The following is a 21,408-nucleotide window of genomic DNA, read 5'->3' on the forward strand; positions in this document are numbered from 1 at the left end:
AATTTATGGTGTAGTTCTTTCACGGGTGAGAGTCAATGAATCCCGATGTGTTTATCACATCGCGTCAAATCCATTCAAAGAAAATTTCGCCGTTCATTATATAGAAGAAAAAAGTTTTTTAGTTTGTGTTAAGAGAATTGAAATAATTGCTTAGGCGTTAAAATCAAACTATTCTTATACAAAAATGAAACAACATAGTATTGTTAATGAAAGTTGCATATGGGCATAAGCCTTGTTTTTTCTTTTATTGTTAAAATAGTATAATTGTTGTAACAATAATTAGGCGTTATTATAGTACATTTGTCTTAAAAAATACTCAAAAAGTACTTAAAAAATACTTAAAAAGATAGGTTATTAATTAAAATAGAAGTATATATAGGAAAAATGGGATGGCAAGAAAGGAGATTTTACCATGAAATTAGAAAGACTTCTAACCATGACGATGATATTAATCAACCGTAAAAAGGTTAAGGCACAGGAATTAGCAGAGTTATTTAATGTTTCGATTCGTACCATTTATCGAGATATTGAAACATTGAGCTGTGCTGGTGTACCTGTTATTAGTCAGCAAGGTGTAAATGGTGGCATTAGTTTAATCGATGGTTATCGTGTTGATAGGCAAGTGTTGACGAAGGATGAGCTCACGTCACTTTCTATTGCGATTAAAAGTGCTTTGACTACCTATGAAGATTCCCACGCTGAAGCCGTGCTCGAGAAAATAACGAGTATTGCTGATGATCATGTAAAACAATCGATGGACCATCTATTTGTTGATCTTAGTCCATGGGGACCAAACGCTCTCTTTAAAGAGCTTATTACGACGCTCAAGACAGCTATAGAGAATAATCGTTGCATAAGCTTTCATTATTCTACTACTTATGGTGAACAAACAAGCCGAATAGTCGAACCACATACAATTGTTCAAAAAGGGAAGATATGGTATTTGTATGGCTATTGTACATTAAGAAAGGACTTTCGTTTATTTAAGCTTGCGCGAATGAAACATTTGCTTCAAGCTGATTCTACCTTTGAGCATAAGGAAGTGAATTTAAGTGAACTCCCTTGGGGTAAAGAATGGCATCGACCACAAAACGTAGTCGATTTAGTCATTTCTTTTGATAAAGACATTACAACATTAGTGGAGGAATCCTTTGGTGCAGAACATATAGACCATGAACAATCCATGATTTATATATCTATACCCGAAGATGAATGGCTTTATGGTTTCTTGTTAAGCTTTGGGCATCGCATTAAAATTATGGAACCACTTTATATAAGAGATATTATTCAAAAACGAGCTTTAGAAATTGTTCAATTATATAAAAATCTAAATAATTGATGACAGACAGTTGTCAGGTTTCCTTTGCTATAGTAAGTACAAATAAAGCGAAAGGTGGAATGACGATGCAAAGCTATTGTCAAAGCTGCGGTATGCCTTTAGTAGAAGAGGCATTATTGGGTACTGAAAAAGAAGGGGAAAAAAGTCAGGATTATTGTACATATTGTTACGAGGGGGGCGAGTTTAAACAACCCCAGTTAACAGTAGACGAAATGATTGAAATTTGTGTACCGCATCTTATGGAAGGTGGTATGCCAGAAAATGAAGCACGTAATATGCTGACTTCCTTTTTGCCAAATTTAAAGCGATGGAGAAAATGTGAGTGGCGAGAACCAAAAGTAGTTGAATTAAACTCATTTAACATCGTGGGTATTTCAACTCAAACAAGTAATGCCAATGAAATAACAGAGCAAGCTAAAATTCCGCAATTATGGGATCACTTTTATCAGCAAAATATTACGGACCAAATAGCCGAGCGAAAAAATGGTCATGTCTATGGTTTGTATTCAGACTATGAGACGGATGTGAATGGTAATTATACTCTTACACTAGGTGTAGAAGTAAATAATGATGACATTCAAGCTAATTTAGTAGTAAAAAAGATTCCAGCAGCTAAGTATCTAGTTTTTACATCTGATAAAGGCATGATGCCTGAAGTTGTCATTCAAACTTGGCAAGAGATTTGGGCTTGGTTTGCAAATTCTAAAATTGAACGAACGTATACAGGCGACTTTGAACTGTATGATGAACGATGCGCTAATCCACATGAATCACAAGTGGATATTTATATAGCTATTAAATAAGAAAAGTCTCCTACCAATCAATTGGTAGGAGACTTTTCTTCGTTTTGTGGAGGAATGATATGTGGCTCAATATGCACAAGAACCTGACAAAAGCGATTTTCACGCATAATGGTATGTTCGATTTCTTCAGTTATGCGATGACTTTCAAAGACATTTAAATAAGGATCTACTGTGACAGTTACGTCAATGAAATACATATTGCCATGGGCACGTCCTTTAAAGTCTAAAAGCTCCATTACCCCGTCCACGTTACGGATTAAGACCGATAACGTTTCAACTTCATCAATATCAAATGCATCTGTAAGACTTTGAACAGCTTCCCAAAAAATTTCTACTGCTGTTTTAATAATTAAAAAGGCAACAATGAGAGCTGTAAGTGAATCAATGATCGGAAAGCCGAAAATGGCTCCAAAAATACCAATGGCTGTACCGATGCTGACAAGTGCATCAGAGCGATTGTCAAAGGCAGCAGCTTTAACAGCGGCACTTTTTATTTTTTTAGATAGTGCTAAATTATAGCGGTAAACCACATACATGACAACTGCACTACCTATTGCTACATAGGCTGTTAACAGTGAAGGTGTTGTACCAGTGGGCTCCCACAAGCTTTTTAGGGAACTAACTAATACTTGGAGACCGACAACAAGCATAATGAACGATGCGACTAAAGAGGCAACAGTCTCAGCTCGTAAATGTCCGTATTGGTGGTTGGAATCAGGTGGTCTTTGGGCAATGCGTAAACCAACCAGTACCGCGATGGAAGCAATGATATCAGTTGTGTTATTTAAACCATCTGCTTTTAGGGCCTCAGATGTACCAATGTAGCCTATTGTAAGCTTAGCAGAGCTTAGGATTAGATATGTACCGATGGATAGCCATGCACCTTTTTCCCCTTGACGTAAATTTGTATAGAGCTCCATTTTGTTTCCTCCTCGCAAAACTTTCGGACATTAGAAAACGACCCCCTTTTAAAAAGGGAGTCGTTTCATCTATTTATTACGGTCGTTGCTCCCACCTATATAAGGTGTGAAGAAAAGACCATATTTATAGCCTAGATTATACAAGCGTGCTTCTAATAATACCACGACAAGTATGGCAAATCAATTCAATTTTAGTCAATGACTGCGTCATATTCATTTGATAAATCACTGTTAGGTAATTTCAGAACTTCTAAGTATAAAATATGGTGACCATCTAATTCTTTTGCGATAAATTCAAAACCTTGCTCTTCAATACTGTCACCTTCGACTGCATCAAAACGCTTCGTCATGAACCAACCACCGATAGTATCAATATCATCATCTTCTATGTCAGTACCAAGCATATCATTCACATTTTCAAGAAGCATCTTAGCATCTAAAATAAAATGATTTTCTGCAATTTCTTGTACTTCCGGGATTTCGTCTTCATCAAATTCATCTTGAATATCGCCGACAATTTCCTCAATAATATCTTCAATCGTCACTAAACCAGATGTTCCGCCATATTCATCCATTAAAATGGCCATATGAATACGTTCACGTTGAATTTTTAGTAATAGATCGTTAATTTGCGTTGTTTCCATCACTCGAATAATAGGTTGCATATAATCAATGACTGGCTTATCACCATTTTTAGGATCTTTAATGTAAGCGGTTAATAAATGCTTCATGTTAACTAATCCAATAATATGATCTTTATCTCCATCCAGAATTGGATAACGAGTATATTGCTCAACACCCATTAAATCAAACACTTCTTTAATTGTTAGCTCTTTTTCTATGCCGACAATTTCAGTTCGAGGAACCATAATTTCTTTTGCAAGACGATCAGAGAACTCGAAAATACTGTTAACATATTCATATTCTGAGTTATTAATTTCTCCACCTTTTAAACTATCCGACAAAATCATACGCAGCTCTTCCTCTGTATGAGCAACTTCTGATTCTGACATCATTTTTAAGCCGAAAAGACCTGTTAAACCACGGGCAGAGCCATTTAATAGCTTAATGATGGGATACGTAATATTGTGGAAGATAATTAATGGGCCAGAAAAGTTTAATGTGACAAATTCTGCTTTTTGGATGGCTAATGTTTTTGGCGCCAATTCCCCAATAACAACATGCATAAACGTAACGATTGAGAATGCAAGTATGAATGAAAGGATAGATGTAATACTACCATTCAAATTTAGAAATTCAAACACTGGGTGTAAAATGATTTCAAATGTAGGTTCACCTAACCAACCTAAACCAAGTGCAGTGATGGTAATACCTAACTGGCATGCAGATAAGTACTCATCTAAATCTGAAACAACACGTTTTGCATTTTTCGCTTTTTTATGCCCTTCCGCGAGCAATTGATCAATGCGGGTAGATCTCACTTTTACGATTGCAAATTCAGTTGCAACGAAAAATCCAGTCATTATAATTAGTAGGGCGAATGCCGCCAACCTAATGGTTATCTCCAATATGTCTCCGTCCAAATAATTCCTTTGTTCCCGCCCGAATGAGGGAAGTAAACAAAGTGTACACCTCCTATGATTTAAAAAATTGTTGGATGTTTCAATCATAAATTATTTAAAAGAAAAACACAAATATTGACAACAACTTTTTCACTTGTTTTTCATGGATCTTTTGAAAAAATGCAACTAGATTCAAATACCAAAAGATTGTAATTACCATGGCTATATGCTAACTTTAGAAAGATCAAAGATAGTTTGTTTAGGGAAAGAAGCATTTTGCATCTCATATAATACGACACGTCAAAAATCTCAAGAGTGCTTTAGCTTGCGGATTTTTTTAAATGAATTATTTTTTATAGAAAGGGGGGAGTCTCAATCATCATTTGAGACTCCCCCTTTCTAAATGTTTGACCTATTTATTCTTGCTGGAAGCGTAATTTTAAACACGCTTTTTCAACATCATGAACCGTTTCCTTTAAAGGTATTTCACCTGTAAACGGAGCGATAGATACAGGTGCTTTTTCCGTTATGCCTTGCTGTGTTAAAACATAGTTCTTGTTATTATACGTTAAATAGAACGTTTTAATCGATTTCTTGCCGAAAGAGCTAGTAGAAAAATCAAAGAAGCCCTTTAGTTGACTGCAATACTCATTGTAAAAGTCGCTTTTATAGCCAGAAAGTTCCTCGAATTTCTTACTATTAACAGCACCCGCTTCATCCACTAATTCGAATATTTTAGCGGAAAATTCTGAAAAAAATTCTTTTACTTTTACACGAATTAACGCTTTTGAATTATAGCTATTTAAGTCATCCGAAAGTGTGACTTTACTCATTGAAATGGCCCCCTGCATAAAAAACATTTACTATTAAGCTGATATCATAAATGTATAAGAAAAATATACAAATTTCAACAGGATTCAACATAATTAGCTTAAATGGCGTGCTATTAATAGTAAATATAGGTATTTTTATACGGGATCACAACGAAAAATTGACTATCAAATTCAATCGTATACATGAAACAGCATAAGTTCATGTATCATTTTTTTAACAACCTCCTCGTCTGATGGAATGGCTCCTATCCACTCAATCGTACCGTCCTTTAAATATTCCGCTTGGTATCGTTCTCGTTGATAAAAAAATGAAATAGACCACCCAGGTAGTTGCGTGTTTTCAAATAGTGGTTTAAAACTGAAATGTTGAATCATCATCAAACCTCGCTTCTTATAGTATGTAGTCATATTATTCAAGTATAAAGGTATTTTTGCAACTATTCACTTTTCATAGAAGTAAATAGGATGAGATTGAAATTCTAAAGGGGTATTTCTTTCGTTGAAAATCATTGCTCTGCTATAATGAGTGCAGAAGGCGACAAAATACGCCAATCTTGAATACAATTGAAATGAGAGGATACTAATGGATAATTTTATAGTGACATTACTTTTTATGGCTATCATTGGGGCTGCAATTGGGGGCGTTACAAATCACTTAGCCATTAAAATGCTTTTTCGTCCATATAAAGCGATATATATTAAAAATTGGCGTGTACCGTTTACACCAGGCCTTATACCCAAACGACGTGATGAATTAGCTAAACAGTTGGGTCTTACAGTAGTTAATTATTTACTCACGCCTGAAACATTTAGAAAAAAGTTTTTCTCTAAGGATATTCAAGACAAAGTAGAACACTTTGTGCAAACAAAAGTTGAAGAAACAATCTTTACAAACGACAAAACAATTCAGGATTGGCTAAACTTAGCTGGGTTTGCTCATCTACCTACTACCATTGAACAGAAGGTTGAAGCAATTGTTGAGGGACAATTTTCGTCGGTAAAGAATACACTATCAACAAAATCAATTCGTACGCTGCTATCAGATGATATCCAAAATACAATTGATGCTAAAATTCCAGTAGCAGTTCAGCACATTTTAGAAAAAGGCGAGGATTATTTTTTATCACCAGAAGGTGAAATGACGATTAAGGCAATGATTGATGACTTTTTATCATCAAAAGGGTCTCTAGGCGGCATGATCAATATGTTCTTAGGTGATTCCTCTTCATTAGTTGGGAAAGTTCAACGTGAGCTTGTGAAGTTTTTACAAGCACCAGGAACAACAACATTACTAACAAAAATATTTTCACAGGAATGGGAAAAACTTAAAGATCGACCCGCTATGGACTTTTTGCAAGATGTTCAATTTGACCCCATTTTATCGAAATTACAAGTGTACGTGAAAGAACAATTAGCAATCTCTGAACGTTTAAATCAACCGATTTCTTATTATTGGCCAGAAGGAAATGACTGGGCGAAGTATACCGTGATTCCACAAGCTATAGAAAAAGCTTTTGTGAAGGCAGAGGAAAAACTTGAGGATGTACTAAAACGTTTAAACTTACAAGAGGTTGTGCGAGAGCAGGTTGACTCATTCCCAGTAGAGAAATTAGAGGAGCTTGTATTAGGTATTTCAAAACGTGAGTTTAAAATGATTACTGTATTAGGTGCAGTGCTTGGTGGATTGATTGGGATTGTGCAAGGCTTGATTGTTTACTTTATTTAAAAGGAGATTGTATGAATGATTAATATTTATAATGACATTAATGCGCTAGAAGCAACTTTCCGTAAGATTCCAGAATTTGAAGCGTTAAAAGCTGCTGTTGAAGTTGTTAAAAATGATGAAGAGGCATTAAATGTCTTTAAAAACTTCCGTAAAATTCAAATCGAATTACAGAAAAAGCAATTAGCTGGTGAGGATATTTTGGAGGATGAGCTTGTCTATGCACAAAAAGCGGCACAGCTTGCACAGCAAAATGAAAAAATTTCAACGATGCTTGAGGCAGAAATGAAGGTAAGTAAAGTAATCGAAGAAGTAAATCGCATTTTAATAAAACCTATCCAAGGTTTATATGAAGGAATTCAATAAAAGGTGATAATCGCAATTTAAAAAGGAATAAATTTTCTAGGAATTGCACATATAACAAGTGAGAGGAAAACGTGTATCCGCTATTGGTCGGTACACGTTTTTGCTTTATGTACCAGTTAAAGAGTATGGGAGGTTATGAATATGCATGTCATCATTGAATGGACCTATAAAACACCAAAAGGAGCAACAACAGTTTTACGTTCAGCTGAAATGCCTGCAGCTCAAGCACTTTTACTTGCAGAGGACATGGAAAGAACGGGAAGGGTAAAATCGCTACATTGTATGGATCGGCAAGATACAAATTGGTCACTTAAAGAGCTAAAAGCATATTTAAAGGAAATTGATACAGAGCCTCATAATATTACGCTCTATTTTGATGGAGGTTTTGATCGTGGGACAAGGCAAGCAGGACTAGGCTGCGCCATTTATTACGAACAAAATGGTAAACCTTTACGATTGAGAAGGAATGCCTTTTCGTCTGAATTGAAATCAAATAACGAGGCAGAGTATGCAGCGCTTTATTTAGCCTTAGTAGAACTAGAACTTTTAAATGTCCACCATTTGCCTGTGCGTATTATAGGAGATTCACAAGTGGTCATCAATCAACTGAATGGGGAATGGCCAGCATTGGAAAAAGAACTAGCAAGCTGGGCAGATAAAATTGATGCTAAGCTGGAGCAACTTCACATTCAAGCCGAATACCAGCTTGTTTCACGTAAGGATAATTCGGAAGCAGATCGCCTTGCTACTCAAGCTTTAAATGGCATCGATATTACTGGTTTGAGCGAGATTGTTAAAGAATAGGAATAAGAGGTGGCAGTAGATACTGCCACCTCTTTCTCATAAAATCCTCGGTTTGCACTGAAACTTTTTCCATTTTAAAACTACTACTACTATGAATCCAAACAATAAGGAGAGATTTTATGAACATGAAAAAAATAGCACCTGCAGCTATGTCTGCATTATTATTTGGAAGTGCCCTTGTACCGGTAGCTTCAGCAAATGAGCAGCAATCTACAGAAGCAGAGGTACCACAAATACAAATTGATCCCGTACACATTTTTAATGATACTCGTGGTACTGTGGAAGATGTTCGTGTTGGGGAAAATATTACATATTACACAGTAAAAGAAGGCGAGCAAACAAATGTATTAGAAATTACTAAAGATACTCTCGTGTTCGACAATACTGGGAAGAAAGTGGAGCTACAAAAGGGTGATAAAGTATTAGCTTATACCTTTGCTAACAAACCGCAAAAATATATTTATCCACCACAATTCAATCCAGAGGTTGTCATCGTTGAAACAGAAGAAGTTGGTTTTGTAGAAGTGGATTATTTCTTTGAAGATTTAACTAATACGTATGATATTTTAAAATTAAATATTGGGAAAGAAACAGAGCTATTCAATGAAAAAGGTGAAAAGGTGGACGCTAAAGATTTAGCAGAGAAGCATCTGATTGTTTTCTATACGGCCTCTACTAAAAGTATCCCAGCTCAAACAACACCATCTAAAGTAATTGTACTGGACGATGATTCCTCAACTACTAAGAATCCAATAAATGAAGAAATTGATAATATTATCGCATCAGATTCTTATGAAGTAGCTGGTACAAAAATGGTGCCATTACGTGTGATCGCTGAAAAGCTTGGCTTCAAAGTGGATTCTACAGGCAAGGGGGCAATCCTTTCAAAAGGGAATATGTCTTACACAATTACTCGCGGTGAAAAAACATTTGGCTATAATAAGGCATTACGTACACTAACAGTCGCACCGACTTTAAAAAATACAAAGACATATGTACCTGTTGAATTTGTGGATGAATATTTAAAATAATTAAGAAAATAGTATGCCAACAATGCTTGGCATACTATTTTTATTTGTGGTTACTCAGCCATTGCTAGAGCGTAATGGTTCTTTGAGGAAATAAAGGCTGGATACTTTTTCGCAAATTGTTGGAGACATTGTTTAAAGGATATTGTATTCATGAAGTTTTTAGCTAATACCATTTCATCTGAATACAATAAAAATTGCTGAAAATGCTGTTGAATAAATACCCTTGTCTTTTCATAATGCTTGTTAATTGAAATAGCGCCATAGATTTCTTGTTGATCAATAATATAAATAAAATCACATAGTACTTTATGTGTGCCGTATTTAAGTTTTACCGTGACATATAATGTTTTTTCGTCACAGCGCTCTAAATCAAAATGGTGGAATGCTACTTCTACTTGATGAATAAAGCTCGAAACAGATGTATAATTGTCATTTTTTAAAATAAACATTCTCGACACCACCTTTTCTGAAAATTATAATGACAAAAAAATAGTTTGTCTATATTTAAACTGAATATTCTGTTATTTTATAGATTCTAATTGTTATTTTGCTTATAGTCATAGAAATTTGTTAAACTTAAATCTGCAATATATAAAAGAAGAGAGCGAAACGAAATGAAAATTATTCATATAGATCAAAAATATCCTGAAGATTGGATTCGCGTATTAAATCATATTGCGAATTTATTTTTTGAGGATTCCAAGCTGAAGGTTGAACCAATGGGAGCAGATATGTCTGCTTCATTTGACTATCAGACTGGAGACGATTTTTCCATTTCTACAAAAGCAAACTTGATTGTAGATGGTAAGCAATACACGAATGAGTACAGTATTCAATATGAGTCCCCGGCAACAGATCGTGAGCTAAATATTCGCATAAAACGTGCATTGTCACATGTATTTTTAGATGTTCTTGAACAGCATACTGGAGTGCATCAGCAATGGGGGATTTTAACGGGTGTACGCCCAACAAAGCTGTATCATAAATTTAGAAAAGAAGGTAAAAGTGAGCAAGAAATTGCTGATCTATTAATTCGAGATTTCCGCTTATCAAAGGAAAAAGTTGGACTATTAAAGGAAATTGTGGACCGACAACTAGTGACCATTCCTGATCTTGATTCCATTGGACAAGAAATCAGTGTTTATATTGGTATTCCATTCTGCCCTACCAAATGTGCATATTGCACTTTCCCAGCCTATGCGATTGGTAGTAATCGTAAGCAAGGGCGTGTTACGACTTTTTTAGATGGCTTGCATATTGAATTGCGCGAAATGGGCAAATGGCTGAAGGACAATGATATGAAAATCACCTCCATTTATTGGGGTGGTGGTACACCGACTTCAATTGAGGCCGATGAAATGGATGCCTTATATCAAACGATGTATGAATCATTCCCTAACCCTGAAACAATTCGAGAGGTGACAGTTGAAGCAGGAAGACCTGATACCATCACACCAGAAAAATTAGAAGTACTAAAAAAATGGGGTATTGATCGTATTAGTGTAAATCCACAATCTTATACTGATGAAACATTAAAAGCAATTGGTCGTCATCACACAGTCCAGGAAACCATTGATAAGTTTTGGCTTGCAAGAGAATCAGGTATGAACAATATCAATATGGATCTTATAATTGGGCTACCGAATGAAGGGATTGAAGAATTCCAACATTCATTAGAGGAATCGGCAAAAATGCAGCCAGAGTCTTTAACTGTTCATACGCTATCATTTAAACGTGCTTCAGAGATGACGCGTAATAAGGATAAATACAAAGTAGCCGACCGTGATACGGTAGCTGAAATGATGGCAATGGCACAAATTTGGACAAAAGAAAATGATTATGTTCCATACTATTTATATCGTCAGAAAAATATTTTAGGTAATTTAGAAAATGTGGGCTATAGTAAAGCGGGAGAAGAAAGTATTTATAATATCGTTATTATGGAAGAAGTGCAGACAATCTTAGGAATTGGCTGTGGGGCATCCTCAAAATTTGTTCATCCCGAAACAGGGAGAATTACACAATTCCATAATCCGAAAGATCCTGCTGCCTATATTATGACCTTTGAAGAGGCTATTGGGAAGAAAATAGAATTTTTAAATGAATTATATAAGGCTTAATGATGAAGGCAATCTGATCTGTTCAGATTGCCTTCATTGTTTGTAGTGTTCGTAATGTACAGGCCATTTTTAGCAGAACAGCATCCTCAAAGTATTGCGGATCATAGCCTGTTAATTCCCTTATTTTATTTAAACGATAAGTAAGTGTATGTCGATGAATATTCAATTGCTGAGCACAATGCTTTAGCTGTAAATTACAATCAAAAAACGATTGTAATGTTTCCAATTGTTTAGCGTCTAAATTTTTGAGTACACGACGGTAAAATGCTTGTACCTCTTCCGATTCACGAGGTTTAAAAAGGGAATATAACTCGACATCTTCAAAAAAAGTCAATTCATTATTGATTGCAGCAAATTTTAGAGCTGTTCTGGCACCTTGGTAGCTATAGGGAAGCTGAGATAAATGCTGAACCACAGGCCCTACCCCAATTTGAAGGGAGGGAAGTTTCTGCTTACGCAGTGCTTTTATAATAGGACGGCAATTTTGCTCCATACAACTTGTTAGTAGGATATAGTATTCCTGTAATTGGCTATGACCAGCAAGAATAGGCTGTTTATAAAATAGATCCTCAAAAAAGAAGGGTATTGTATTTTCTGCGTAGGATGCTTTATTTAAGCTCACTAAAATCACCTGAAAAGGGCCCGAAAGAGCAAATGGTAATTTCTGAATCCGTTCAGTTAAGGTTCCGTCTAGCTTACTTCCATGAACGAGTGCTTCAAATATGTAATCGTTATTCTTTCGTTGCCATTCGCTTTTAGATTCAACAATCGCTTGATGGGCCATAATCTCTGTTGTGAGTTGAACGAGATTAGCAATTTCAAGCATATCCTCTGAATCTCCTGTAATACCTATAACACCTACAACCTCATCTTGATACATAATTGGCATATTGATGCCTGGTTTTGTGTTTGGATAAAGTGCTATATTTTCCTCATTTATAATTAGAGTCTCTTTTGTCTGTGCTACGTATAGTGCACCTTCATGAATATTTTCCACCCTCATTTTATCCCCAGAAGCTAAAATGACTCCACTTGGGCTGATAACATTAATATTGTGACGCAAGCGCAACATCGTTTGATGGACGATGTCTTCTGCTAACTTTTTTGTCAACATGTTTATACACCTCGCATAAAAAACAGCCTGTTATATGACAGATAAATTGTACACCTATTATAATGTTTTCTGAATTTATTGTCATTATAATAAATTGTAAGCGCTTAACTTAGGGATATGAAAATTTACGTAAATGTCAATGGACGACATAAGTGGAGGTATAACATGAAAGTTATCATTAGTCCAGATTCCTACAAGGGTACTCTGTCAGCAGTTGAAGTAGCAAAGGCAATGCAAAAAGGAATCTTAGATGTGGATCATTCAATTGAAACAATTATACTACCAGTGGCAGATGGTGGTGAAGGTACACTGCACTCACTTATTGCCTCTACAGATGGTCGATATTGCTCAGCAACTGTGCTTGATCCATTGGGAAGAGCTATCCAGGCTCAATATGGTGTACTGGGCGATCAAGTAACCTGTGTAATAGAGATGGCTCAAGCATCTGGTATTATGCTGTTACAAGAAAATGAGAAAAATCCTGAACTTGCTACATCTTATGGCACAGGACAATTAATTAAAGCTGCACTTGATCAAGGTTTTAGAAAATTTATTATTGGCATTGGTGGGAGTGCTACAAATGATGCGGGTACTGGTATGTTACAAGCATTAGGTGTGCGGTTATTATCAGCGGAAGGGGTGGAACTTGAGGCTGGTGTTTCTAACCTTATGCAATTAGATGTCATAGATATGAGTCTACTAGATACTAGATTAGCAGAAGCAACATTTACGATTGCCTGTGATGTGGATAATCCGCTTATTGGTGAACGAGGAGCCACTGCCATCTTTGGTCCACAAAAGGGTGTTCAAAAACACCAGGTCGCTGAATTTGATCGTTGTTTAAAGCATTTTGCAGATATTGTTGAAGCTCAATTTGCTATACGATTACATGACTATAAAGGTGCTGGAGCCGCTGGGGGAATGGGGGGCGCATTAATCGCTTTTTTAAAAGGAACCTTCCATGCAGGAATTGACCTTGTGCTGGACGCTGTACAACTTCAGGCTCATTTAGCAGAAGCACAGTTAGTGATAACGGGTGAAGGAAAATCTGATCTTCAAACATTACATGGTAAGGCACCATTAGGTGTAGCAAAAGCTGCAAAGCAAGCGAATGTAGAGGCGATGCTGCTGTCTGGAGGAATTGATACCAAGGCAAATGCAGCATTACAAGCGTATTTTACAGTTGTTGAGTCATTGGTAGATGAGGAGATTGATGTGCAGCAGGCAATGCAAGAACCTGCACACTTTATTCGGTTAAAAACTAAAAGAATGATAGAGCGTTACTTACAAAAGGGGGATGTCTAGATGTTGTTCATTATTATATTAATAGGGGTATTATTTGTTGTCTTAGGAACAGCTAAGTTAAAGCTTCATCCGTTTTTAGCTTTATTAATTAGTGCTTTCTTCGTTGGAATTGCTTCAGGTATGCCATTATTGACAGTAGTGGAAAGCATTAATACTGGATTTGGAGGCTTAATGACAAGTATTGGTTTAGTCATTATTGCTGGTACTATTATAGGCTTAATATTAGAAAAATCAGGTGCTGCTTATCGAATGGCAGAAGTAGTGTTAAGAATTGTAGGACCTAAACGTCCACAATTAGCGATGTCTTTAATTGGCTATATCGTATCCATACCAGTATTTTGTGATTCTGGCTTTATTATTTTATCCAGCTTGCAAAAATCATTAGCAAAGCGAGCCAATGTTACGATTGCATCTATGGCAGTAGCTTTAGCAACTGGCTTATTTGCGACGCATGTATTAGTACCACCAACTCCAGGGCCTATTGCAGCAGCAGGAAATATTGGCGCAGCTGATTATTTAGGAACAGTCATTGTCATTGGTTTACTAGTCGCGATACCAGCAACATTCGTAGGTTATCTATGGTCAGTAAAAGTGGCGACAAAAATTCGCGTTCCTGAAGATGAGGTAGAGGCATTAGATTATGAGGAAGTCATTAAATCCTTTGGTAAAATGCCCTCAACATTTAAAGCATTTTTACCAATCGTTCTGCCGATTGTGTTAATTGGTTTGGGTTCTATAGCAGCATTAGTTGGTGATACGGAATCGACTTTCAATACCATCTTTAAATTCTTAGGTTCTCCAACAGTGGCCTTATTTTTAGGTGTAGCAGCAGCCTTTTTATTATTACCTGAAGTCAATGAAACGACATTAACAGGTTGGATTGGCGAAAGTCTAAAAGAAGCAGCACCAATTTTACTTATAACAGGGGCTGGTGGTTCGTTTGGAACTGTTATAAAAAATGCTGGTGTTGGAGAAATGCTTCAAGAAATGGATTTAGGTATGTTTGCCTCAGGTACATTATTCCTTCTTGTGCCGTTTATAGTAGCAGCAGCGTTGAAAACGGCTCAAGGTTCTTCCACAACAGCTCTTGTGATTACATCTACTTTAGTAGCCCCAATGCTTGTGACATTGGGGATTGATGGAGCGGTACCATTAGCATTAGTGGTGATGGCAATAGGTGCAGGAGCAATGACAGTTAGCCATGTGAATGATAGCTTCTTTTGGGTGATTACGCAGTATAGTGGTATGGAAGTAACACAAGCCTATAAAGCCCAAACGGTGGCCACATTACTCCAAGGGCTTGTGACTATTATTATTACGATGATTTTATGGTGGATATTTGTTTAAAGTAAAAGGAGAGCAGCCCATGGCTAGCTCTCTTTTTGTATAATAGGAGAATAGAAAGGAAGTTAGTAGATGAAAAAAATAATAGTATTACTCCTTTGTATTTTTTTATTAGCCGGCTGTACCGAGGCAGTCAAGACAGAGAAAATTCCTGTAACAGCTGGTCATGAAATGCAGGTTCATTTTATTGATGTAGGACAGGGGGATTCTATACTGATCGAATCACCAAGTGGTAAAACGATGCTTATAGATGGGGGAGTGAAGGGCGCAGGGCAACAGATTGTCTCTTATTTAAAAGAACTTGGGATAGATAAGCTTGATATTGTAGTAGCAACACACCCAGATGCTGATCATATTGGAGGGCTTATTCCTGTATTAGATAACATGACGATTGAGCAATTTTATGATTCGGGAAAAGTACATACATCGCAAACCTTTGAAGAGATGCTGACACGTATCGATGAAAAAAATATTCCTTATCATGTGCCAAAAATCGGTGATGATATCGAATTTGATAAGAATGTAAATGTGAAAGTTTTAAATGCCAATGATCAGGCTACAGACAATAACGATGCCTCCATTGTTTTAAAAATGACTTATGGGAATGTCTCTTTTTTATTGACAGGAGATGCGGGAGTGGCATTAGAAAAGGAAATGTTGCAGTATGATGTGAAAGCAACAGTTTTAAAAGCTGGACATCATGGCTCTAACACAAGTAGCTCAGAGGAGTTCATTCAGGCTGTAAAACCAGAGGTCACGATATTAAGTTATGGAGAGGATAATAAGTATGGACATCCACATGCAGAAATTGTGGACCGTTTGCAGGCTATTGGTAGTAAAATATATGCCACCGCGGATTTAGGAACGATTACGGTGTCCACAGATGGGGTAAACTATACGGTGAACGGTAAGGAAACTTCTAGTGTAGAAACTGGTAATATACTATCTAAAGAAGAACCGACAACAGCTATTGAAATCGTTAGTAAGGATCTAGTTACTGAAATTGTAGGAATTAAAAATAGTGGACAACACGCAGTATCTTTAAAAGATTGGCAGCTTATTTCAATTGAAGGGCATCAAGTTTATAATTTCCCTAATCTTTCTTTACAGCCAGGGAAAACGATTTATATTACTAGTGGGACCAATGCACGGGAAGGGCAAAATTATTTGAAATGGACAACTAAACAAATTTGGTTAAATGCTGGAGATGCTGCGCAATTACGGAATGAGAAAGGGGAACTTGTAAGTGAGCTTGAGTAAATACACATTGGACCGTATTGAAGATGGCTATGCGGTTTTCTTAAAGTTTCCAGCAGAAGAGGAACAACTCATTATTTCACAGTCAGCCATGAACAAGCCTGTGCAAGTAGGTGATCGTGTTCAGATAGAAGAAAAAGATGGTATTTACCATATTGAAATTTTAAAAGAAGAAACACAACAAAAAAGAGCAGACCTTCAGAGTTTAATGAATCGTTTACGAAATAAAAATAATTAATACATGACAAGCTGTGAAGATTTGACGTACAGCTTGTTTTTAGATACATGAATTGTACTTAAATTGTTATCCTAAATATTTTGAAAATATGCTAAAATAGTAGTATTAATCGGGAGCTAGGAGCGGACAAAAATGTCGATAAATACAATTATTTTTGATTTAGATGATACACTACTATGGGATAAAAAATCAGTCAAAACTGCATTTGAAAAAACATGTGACTATGCAGCAACAGTACATAATGTGAATCCTACTGAGCTAGAGGAAGCTGTTCGCCGAGAGGCACGTGCTTTATATGAGGGTTATGAAACATATGATTATACGGTATTAATTGGTATCAATCCATTTGAAGGACTTTGGGGAACGTTTGACGACTCGACGGACTCCTTCCAAAAAATGAAGGAAATTGTTCCTAGCTATCGTGCAGCGGCTTGGACAAAAGGGTTAGCTGCTCTTGGTATTGAAGATACAGCGTTTGGAGAGGAGCTAGGAGAGCGCTTTGTAGCCGAGCGTAAAGTAGCGCCATTTTTATACGAAGATACTTTTGCAGTGTTAGATGAATTAAAAGGAAAATATCAGCTTGTATTGCTTACAAATGGCGCACCAAGTTTGCAAAATTTAAAGCTAGAAATCACACCAGAAATTGCCCCATATTTTGATCATATTATTATTTCAGGTGACTTTGGTAAAGGTAAGCCGGACGCATCTATTTTTGAGTTTGTGATGGAGAAAGCAGGTATTACAGCGGACGAGGCAATTATGGTTGGCGACAATCTTAATACTGATATTTTAGGATCATCTCGTGTGGGAATGCGCAATGTATGGATTAATCGTGAAAGCAATATCGCCAACGGGGCTGTGACACCTACCTATGAGGTGGATTCTTTGACAGCGTTGTTGGAGCTTGTAAATAAGCTATAGTATAAAAATGTACTGACCCTTCATGGAGTCAGTACATTTTTTTATTAAAAATAGACATTCAGTCCAAGGTATAAACATGTAAAAGCTATCGCTATACAAAGCTGAACAAGAGCGCTAGCAATTAAGTAACCCTTAGGTTCACCAGCCTTTTTACGATAATAGATTTGCATAAAGGAGTAGAGTGAGAAAAGGCCATAAATAATTGTTGCATGAATTGTATGGTGGACAAGATAGATACCAAATGAAATACCTCCAAACAACACGAGCATGATGGCATTGGCAATAGCATGCTCAACTGTCGCAGCGAAAAAGCGACGTTCTGTATAAGGCATTCTTTTTTTAGCAATCCATAGGATGAAATGCATAAGTAGGATGAAAATGTTCCCTAAAATAAGTTTCGTCGACCGCTTCTCATCATAAAAATAGCGTAGAGAGTCAATTGATTCTTCAATCAGAAAGGCTTGCTGGGTTTCAACATTGAAGAAAATCTTGTTATTGAGTACCTTCCATTTCTCTTGTGTACGGTCATTATAGAGAATCAAAATATCATAGATAGTACCACTTTTCCATTGACTAGCGGATATTGTTATAGGAGAAGCGTTGTCCCAATTCTGTTGTAGCTGTGTGATAGCCTTTGAATGAGCATAGCATTGCTGAGGAACATAAAGGCAAGAATCCTTTGCTATAAAGGTATCCTTGTTCAGATTCTCCTTTAAGTAGACACGTTGGATGGCTTTGGAGGAATCCATTGTCATAGGAGAATCAGTCGGACGTTGAACAAAAGTTAAAATTAATAAAGAAAGAACTACTATAAATAGCACTGACACAGAAGGAATTTTCCATCCATTTCCAGTAGTTTGTTTACTAATTACTGAGGGCTCTGTCATATTGCGTAATAATTTTTTTTGCTGCTGATCAGATAACATTAAATCATCTAAGTGTTGCCATGTCTTCTTATCATTCTTCATCCATCTCACCTCCTAACTGTTTTTTTAATGCGATGAGTGCTCGTTTTAATGTGTTTTTTACTTTCCCCTCATTCCAGCCAAGAATAGCGCAGGTTTCTTCGATGGAAAGCCCCTCTATTTTGCGCAGAATGATCACATCACGATAGGTAATTTTTAGTTTTCGAATTGCAAGATACAGTATCTTGGCATCTTCTCGTTGCATCAGCCATTGATGAGGAGAAGGTGACGCTTGTTCTTCATGCTGTTGTAAAAAAGGGACAAACTGAATAATCCTTTTCCGACGATAATGATCATAGGCAAGGTTGCGTGCAGTGCACCGCAACCAAGCGAGATCGGCTCCTTCTTTTATTGTTTGGTGATGGTTCAAATAACGGACAAAGGTTTCCTGTGTATAATCCTCCGCTAATTTTTCATCATTTAGTAAGTAATATAAGTATTTAAAAATGGTGTGATTATGTAAGTAAAATATTTCTTCTATGTTCAAGCTGAACACCTCCTTTTCTTTAATGACGAAGAACTCATAGAAAAGTATCATTTTCCCAAAATAAAAAGCAGAGAGTAGAGACTCCCTGCTTCTTGCTATTATTAATTATAGGTTAATGGCTTTTACCTCATCAATGTTTTCAAGCTGTGCCACAAAAACTAAATCTTCTTCTGTTACAACATTATCAACCGTTAACATCATAACCGCTGTACCACCAACCTGTGCACGACCAACCTGCATTGTTGCAATATTGATTTCTTTTTCTGCAAGCTTTGTTGCTACACGGCCAATTGCACCTGGTTTGTCAGTATTTTTAATGTAAAGAAGGTGACCTTGTGGAATGACATCTACAACATAGTCCTCTACTTTTACAATACGTGCACCTAAACCGTTTAATAGTGTACCCGCTACAGTATGTGTTTCGTTAGCAGTAATAATTTCAATAGTAATTAAGCTAGTAAAGCCTTTTGCTGTTGTTGTTTTGTGCTCATTAATTTTCATACCAATACGTTCAGATAAGTAACGAGCATTCACATCATTGACATGATTACCGTGATTTTTAGACAGTAAACCTTTTAATGCATTTGAAGTTAATGGACGAACATCATAGTTTGCTACTTCTCCAGCATAAGATAGATTGATTTCTTTGACTGGCTCTGTTGTCACTTGTGATAGGAATGAACCAAGTTTTTCAGCTAATTCAAAGAATGGCTCAACTTGTGCAAGAAGCTCTTTAGGTATAGATGGCATGTTTACTGGATTTGTTACAGTACCTGTTTTGTAAAATTTAATGATGTCATTTGATACGTCAACCGCTACAGATTCCTGTGCCTCGATTGTAGATGCTCCTAAGTGAGGAGTTGCGATAACTTGTGGTAAAGTCAGTAGCTTATGATCTGTTGCTGGTTCAGAAACAAATACATCAAGAGCTGCTCCAGCCACTTTACCTGCTACGATTGCATCATATAAATCGTCTTCATTGATGATACCGCCACGTGCACAGTTAATAATACGTACGCCATCTTTCATCATCGCAAATTTATCTTTATTAATAAGGTTGCGAGTTTCAGGTAAAAGTGGTGTATGAACTGTAATGAAATCTGCAGCTACACAGATTTCTTCAACCGTTGCTTTTGTTACACCTAATTCTTTGGCACGTTCATCTGTTAGGAAAGGATCGTATGCCATAACATTCATACGTTGACCCTTAGCACGATAAGCTACTTCAACACCAATTCGACCAAAACCTACAACGCCTAAAGTTTTATTTTTTAGCTCCACGCCAACAAAAGATTTGCGATCCCATTTGCCATTTTTTAATGTATTAAAAGCTTGTGGAATATGACGGGCAAGTGAAGTCATCATCGCAATTGTATGTTCGGCAGCTGAGTTAGTATTACCATCTGGTGCGTTTACCACGATAATGCCGTGTTCTGTAGCAGCAGCAAGATCAATATTATCGACACCAACACCAGCACGACCAATTAATTTTAAGCTTTTTGCTGCTTCAATTACTTCACGTGTTACCGTTGTTTGAGAACGAACAAGTAATACATCTACATTAGCAATTTTAGCGATTAATTCTTCTGGTGCTAAACCTGTGTCTACAATAATGTTTAAATCTAAATCTTGTTCCTGGCGTAATGGGAAAATACCATCCTCACTTAGTGGATCAGCGATAAATACGTTAATAGTTCTTGTTTTTGTTGCAGTAGTCATTATAATTAGCTCCTTTTTTATCATTATTGGCTATGGCTTTATCTACGATAGTCTGAAATTTGTAAAATTCGAACATCTTACAGCATACAAACAATCTCCTTTCTAAATCGAAGACAATATAAAAAGCCTTCCACGCCTTACAAACACAGTTAGTGTGTTGTAAGGGGCGAAAGGCTGTATAAACTTTGGTTCGCGGTACCACCCTTAATCACTGCTGGAAAATTTATTCTGGCAGTCTTAGCTATATGCGTAACGTGCATGAGACGGATAAGCATACTTTTAAGTTGTTCAGCCTATCTATTCAGGAGTGGAACTATTATCGTAGAAATCACTGATTTGCACCAACCATCAGCTCTCTTTGGATTTTCTTGCGACTAGTGTGTCTCCGTCGTTATATTTTTTGTGATTAAATTTGTTAACATCATAATCCCTATTGTTCACCTTTGTCAACGATATTTCTTAAAAACTTTAAAAATACTGACTTCAAAAGTCTGAAAAATAACTAAAAACGAATATTATTTATATAATACCGTTGTAATGTTCGTCTTTTTGGGGAATACAATGAAAGCGCTAACGATATTTGAAAAGTCCGATAG

The 21,408-nt window shown here is 36.5% G+C and carries 21 protein-coding genes and 1 other annotated feature; of the genes, 12 read left to right on the plus strand and 9 right to left on the minus strand.

Annotation, left to right across the window (positions count from 1 at the left end; translation table 11 throughout):
• The first annotated feature begins 412 nt into the window (after window positions 1-412).
• Window positions 413-1,339: a YafY family protein gene (locus tag AAJG31_RS17400; RefSeq protein WP_279496144.1), complete on the plus strand. Its 927-nt coding sequence runs from the start codon at window positions 413-415 to the stop codon at window positions 1,337-1,339.
• A 65-nt stretch (window positions 1,340-1,404) separates the two neighbouring features.
• Window positions 1,405-2,142 (plus strand): effector binding domain-containing protein, encoded by a 738-nt coding sequence (locus AAJG31_RS17405; RefSeq protein WP_048391797.1) that lies wholly within the window; start codon window positions 1,405-1,407, stop codon window positions 2,140-2,142.
• A gap of 17 nt (window positions 2,143-2,159) precedes the next feature.
• On the opposite strand, the gene AAJG31_RS17410 is transcribed toward AAJG31_RS17405, so the two are convergent.
• The 4 genes from AAJG31_RS17410 to AAJG31_RS17425 all read right to left on the minus strand — a co-directional run bounded on the left by AAJG31_RS17410 (window position 2,160) and on the right by AAJG31_RS17425 (window position 5,793).
• Entirely contained in the window at window positions 2,160-3,062 is a 903-nt protein-coding gene (locus tag AAJG31_RS17410; protein WP_279496141.1) for a cation diffusion facilitator family transporter, read from the minus strand.
• A gap of 191 nt (window positions 3,063-3,253) precedes the next feature.
• Window positions 3,254-4,546: a hemolysin family protein gene (locus tag AAJG31_RS17415; RefSeq protein ID WP_231595601.1), complete on the minus strand. Its 1,293-nt coding sequence runs from the start codon at window positions 4,544-4,546 to the stop codon at window positions 3,254-3,256.
• Between the two features lie 455 nt (window positions 4,547-5,001).
• A complete protein-coding gene (locus AAJG31_RS17420; protein WP_259949882.1) occupies window positions 5,002-5,418 on the minus strand; it encodes a hypothetical protein in 417 nt (138 codons plus the stop codon).
• Between the two features lie 171 nt (window positions 5,419-5,589).
• Window positions 5,590-5,793 (minus strand): YheE family protein, encoded by a 204-nt coding sequence (locus AAJG31_RS17425; protein ID WP_048391848.1) that lies wholly within the window; start codon window positions 5,791-5,793, stop codon window positions 5,590-5,592.
• 208 nt (window positions 5,794-6,001) lie between these two features.
• On the opposite strand from AAJG31_RS17425, the gene AAJG31_RS17430 reads away from it, so the two are divergent.
• From AAJG31_RS17430 to AAJG31_RS17445, 4 genes are all read left to right on the plus strand, one after another.
• On the plus strand, window positions 6,002-7,144 hold the full coding sequence (locus AAJG31_RS17430; RefSeq protein ID WP_048391791.1) for a DUF445 family protein: 1,143 nt from the start codon (window positions 6,002-6,004) through the stop codon (window positions 7,142-7,144).
• Window positions 7,145-7,159: 15 nt separating this feature from the next.
• Window positions 7,160-7,507, plus strand: coding sequence for a YlbF family regulator (locus AAJG31_RS17435; protein WP_004230811.1), 348 nt, complete (start codon window positions 7,160-7,162; stop codon window positions 7,505-7,507).
• Window positions 7,508-7,648: 141 nt separating this feature from the next.
• Window positions 7,649-8,311 carry a ribonuclease H family protein gene (locus tag AAJG31_RS17440; RefSeq protein WP_048391789.1) on the plus strand — a complete coding sequence of 221 codons (663 nt, stop codon included), beginning with the start codon at window positions 7,649-7,651 and terminating at the stop codon, window positions 8,309-8,311.
• Between the two features lie 119 nt (window positions 8,312-8,430).
• Window positions 8,431-9,342, plus strand: coding sequence for a copper amine oxidase N-terminal domain-containing protein (locus tag AAJG31_RS17445; protein WP_112116643.1), 912 nt, complete (start codon window positions 8,431-8,433; stop codon window positions 9,340-9,342).
• Window positions 9,343-9,392: 50 nt separating this feature from the next.
• Here AAJG31_RS17445 and AAJG31_RS17450 read toward each other — a convergent pair whose 3' ends face one another.
• Window positions 9,393-9,791 carry a hypothetical protein gene (locus tag AAJG31_RS17450; RefSeq protein ID WP_279496136.1) on the minus strand — a complete coding sequence of 133 codons (399 nt, stop codon included), beginning with the start codon at window positions 9,789-9,791 and terminating at the stop codon, window positions 9,393-9,395.
• 165 nt (window positions 9,792-9,956) lie between these two features.
• Here AAJG31_RS17450 and AAJG31_RS17455 point away from each other — a divergent pair, with 165 nt between their 5' ends.
• On the plus strand, window positions 9,957-11,462 hold the full coding sequence (locus AAJG31_RS17455) for a coproporphyrinogen III oxidase (protein WP_279496133.1): 1,506 nt from the start codon (window positions 9,957-9,959) through the stop codon (window positions 11,460-11,462).
• A gap of 22 nt (window positions 11,463-11,484) precedes the next feature.
• Here AAJG31_RS17455 and AAJG31_RS17460 read toward each other — a convergent pair whose 3' ends face one another.
• Window positions 11,485-12,576 (minus strand): sugar diacid recognition domain-containing protein, encoded by a 1,092-nt coding sequence (locus tag AAJG31_RS17460; protein ID WP_279496131.1) that lies wholly within the window; start codon window positions 12,574-12,576, stop codon window positions 11,485-11,487.
• A gap of 165 nt (window positions 12,577-12,741) precedes the next feature.
• Here AAJG31_RS17460 and AAJG31_RS17465 point away from each other — a divergent pair, with 165 nt between their 5' ends.
• From AAJG31_RS17465 to AAJG31_RS17485, 5 genes are all read left to right on the plus strand, one after another.
• Window positions 12,742-13,881 (plus strand): glycerate kinase, encoded by a 1,140-nt coding sequence (locus AAJG31_RS17465; RefSeq protein ID WP_048391783.1) that lies wholly within the window; start codon window positions 12,742-12,744, stop codon window positions 13,879-13,881.
• Window positions 13,882-15,228, plus strand: a complete 1,347-nt coding sequence (locus tag AAJG31_RS17470) for a GntP family permease (protein ID WP_259949875.1) — start codon at window positions 13,882-13,884, stop codon at window positions 15,226-15,228.
• Window positions 15,229-15,297: 69 nt separating this feature from the next.
• Window positions 15,298-16,485 carry an MBL fold metallo-hydrolase gene (locus AAJG31_RS17475; RefSeq protein WP_259949872.1) on the plus strand — a complete coding sequence of 396 codons (1,188 nt, stop codon included), beginning with the start codon at window positions 15,298-15,300 and terminating at the stop codon, window positions 16,483-16,485.
• Entirely contained in the window at window positions 16,472-16,720 is a 249-nt protein-coding gene (locus AAJG31_RS17480) for a DUF3006 domain-containing protein (RefSeq protein ID WP_048391776.1), read from the plus strand. The genes AAJG31_RS17475 and AAJG31_RS17480 overlap by 14 nt, the downstream gene beginning before the upstream one ends.
• A gap of 132 nt (window positions 16,721-16,852) precedes the next feature.
• Window positions 16,853-17,641: an HAD family hydrolase gene (locus AAJG31_RS17485; protein ID WP_048391774.1), complete on the plus strand. Its 789-nt coding sequence runs from the start codon at window positions 16,853-16,855 to the stop codon at window positions 17,639-17,641.
• 44 nt (window positions 17,642-17,685) lie between these two features.
• Here AAJG31_RS17485 and AAJG31_RS17490 read toward each other — a convergent pair whose 3' ends face one another.
• The 3 genes from AAJG31_RS17490 to serA all read right to left on the minus strand — a co-directional run bounded on the left by AAJG31_RS17490 (window position 17,686) and on the right by serA (window position 20,812).
• A complete protein-coding gene (locus AAJG31_RS17490) occupies window positions 17,686-18,609 on the minus strand; it encodes a hypothetical protein (protein WP_115674058.1) in 924 nt (307 codons plus the stop codon).
• Window positions 18,599-19,093: an RNA polymerase sigma factor gene (locus tag AAJG31_RS17495; protein ID WP_066037072.1), complete on the minus strand. Its 495-nt coding sequence runs from the start codon at window positions 19,091-19,093 to the stop codon at window positions 18,599-18,601. Before AAJG31_RS17495 ends, AAJG31_RS17490 begins: the two co-directional genes overlap by 11 nt.
• Before the next feature lie 105 nt (window positions 19,094-19,198).
• Entirely contained in the window at window positions 19,199-20,812 is a 1,614-nt protein-coding gene (gene serA, locus AAJG31_RS17500) for a phosphoglycerate dehydrogenase (RefSeq protein WP_279496126.1), read from the minus strand.
• Window positions 20,813-20,971: 159 nt separating this feature from the next.
• Window positions 20,972-21,213: a binding site (T-box leader), on the minus strand.
• Between the last annotated feature and the right edge of the window lie 195 nt (window positions 21,214-21,408).

The organism is Lysinibacillus sp. BS3 (assembly GCF_039614735.1).
Classification (GTDB): Bacteria; Bacillota; Bacilli; order Bacillales_A; family Planococcaceae; genus Lysinibacillus; species Lysinibacillus capsici.